We start from the raw sequence: 2,166 nt of genomic DNA, 5'->3' as shown, positions 1-2,166 counted from the left end.
AATAATCCTGCCAAGGCACAACCGATGGAACAAACTCTTCCGCCTGCTGACCAACAAGAAGCGCAGAGAAATCAGCGTTATGAATATCCGCGAGTACCCGGCCTATCTGTGAACAGCAGTCCATATCCACTGCCCCGGCAGGTAACGCTTTGCCCTCAATCCACGGAAACAGCAAATAATACTGGCCTTGGACCTCATGCATGCAGCTGCCTTGAGACTCGATGGCGGGAAGTGCGTTTATGCCCTGTGATCTTGCCAGGTTTGCTACCTTTTCGGCAAAAAGAATGTTGCCCATCGCTGCAGGGCGGAGCATAATCTGCGGATTCAGTGCTTTTACGGCATATTCGGCTTGACCGGTCACTATCCGGTACATCTTGTGCAGGAATCCGCCGGACACCGGTTCGGGTGCTTCCGTTAATGGTCCAAGACCGTATTTCAAGCACAGCTGCGGGAAATCCAAGATATAATTTAAAGTTTCCATTATTCTATTATCCCTTCGGATTAGCGGAATGTAAGACGGATATTAACTTTCTTGTTGATCAGTTTTAACATTCATAGAATTTTTCTATGTTATCGTTTAACTAATAGAGGGGGAGTGAACGGAATGAATCTGAATTTGATCAAACTGCAAATTGTGGAACTGCTGTATAAGCATAAGAAAATAACTACGGTGGCCGATGAGCTCGGGCTGAAGCAGCCAACCGTAACCTATCATCTTAAGAATCTGGAGCAGCAGCTTGGGGAGAAGCTTTTTGAATCCAGAATGGATAAAATGATTCTGACCGAAAGCGGAAGAGCCTTTCTTCATTATGCTGTCAAAATCAATGCGCTGGCTGCCGAGGCGGAGCGGGTCGTTAAGGAATTCAGTCAGGGCGGCCGCGGAATACTAAAAATTGGTGCAAGCTACGTCCCGGCCACCTACATCCTGCCCAAAATCCTCAGCCTGTTCGGGGAGCAGCATCCGGGGACAACGATATCGCTATCCGTGAAATCTTCACCCGTCATTAAAGAAATGCTGATAAATCAGGAGATCGATCTGGGGATCCTGTCGACGGAATCCTTTTACCTGCCCAGTCTGCACAGCCAGTCTTTATGCGAAGATGAGCTGGTGCTGGTATTTGCCCCCAATCATGAATTTGCGGACCGGTCCGAATTAACCCCATCCCTGATCTCATCGGCGGATTTCATTCTGCACGATATGCAATCCAGTACCCGGCAAATGACCAACAAATGGTTTGAAGCCTGCGGGGTTGAGCCCCGTGTCCATATTCTGCTCGATTCTCTGGAGGCCATTAAGCAATCACTAATGAGCGGCCGGCACGTGTCTTTCATTTCACGGCTTGCGGTAGCTGATGAAGTTGCAACAGGCAAGTTAATGATATGTCCAATTCCAGAATACCATTTTCAGCGGCATATCTACTATTCCTATAACCGTGACCGCCACTATTCGCCGCTTATCGGATTATTTATCGCGCTGATGAAGACGCTTAACATGTGAGTATCTCATTTTCCGAGTTTTGGTTTCTTCTTCCATATAGTATAATATACTTCATCTGGTAGAGAAAGGATGCTGAAATATAACATGAACTTTACTGAATATCCCTACGAACGTCCCGATGTAGACAAGCTTAAGCTTGAATTCACCTCACTCCTGAAAGGCCTGGAAGCAGACACCTTAGAGGAACAAAAGGCTTCCATCGTCGCGCTCAATGAGCTGCGCAGCGAATTCGATACTCTGCAAAACCTTGTTTATATCCGCCATTCTATCAATACTGAGGATGCGTTCTACAAGGCTGAGCAGGATTTCTTTGATGAGATTGTTCCTATCTTCCAGGAATACATAACGGACTTCTACAAGGGTATCGTTAACTCCAAGTATAGAGCTGAGTTCGAGCAGGAGTGGGGGAAGCAGCTATTCGCTCTTGCGGAGATCTCTCTGCGGACGTTCAGCCCTGAAATTATCGAGGACCTGCAGCTGGAGAACAGGCTGTCTACGGAATACACCCAGCTCATTGCCTCAGCCAAAATTATGTTTGAGGGTGAGGAACGGAACCTGTCACAGCTCGCCCCATTTGAAATGTCGCTGGACCGCGATCTGCGTAAACGCGCGTTTACTGCCAGATTTGACTTTATGGCTGAGCATGAAAGCGAATTTGACCGCATTTA

At 47.4% G+C, this 2,166-nt stretch carries 2 protein-coding genes and 1 pseudogene; 2 read left to right on the top strand and 1 reads right to left on the bottom strand.

The genetic code is table 11. The features are described from left to right. On the bottom strand, window positions 1–481 hold a 481-nt coding region (locus AQR02_RS06650), incomplete at its 3' end, for a phosphotransferase (protein WP_148449133.1). A 123-nt stretch (window positions 482–604) separates the two neighbouring features. On the opposite strand from AQR02_RS06650, the gene AQR02_RS06645 reads away from it, so the two are divergent. Then, the gene (locus AQR02_RS06645; protein ID WP_054939911.1) at window positions 605–1,498 is read left to right on the top strand and encodes a LysR family transcriptional regulator; all 894 of its coding nucleotides are present in this window, start codon (window positions 605–607) and stop codon (window positions 1,496–1,498) included. Between the two features lie 84 nt (window positions 1,499–1,582). Next, window positions 1,583–2,166 (top strand): annotated as a pseudogene (locus tag AQR02_RS06640) (M3 family oligoendopeptidase); the annotation flags it as partial.

This window comes from Paenibacillus ihuae (genome assembly GCF_001368795.1).
Taxonomy (GTDB): Bacteria; Bacillota; Bacilli; order Paenibacillales; family Paenibacillaceae; genus Paenibacillus_AQ; species Paenibacillus_AQ ihuae.
This window is presented reverse-complemented; position numbering and strand designations above follow the sequence as displayed.

Excerpts from the sequence above, each read along its gene's own strand:
- AQR02_RS06645 (WP_054939911.1), top strand. The coding sequence starts at position 605 with ATGAATCTGAATTTGATCAAACTGCAAATTGTGGAACTGCTGTATAAG.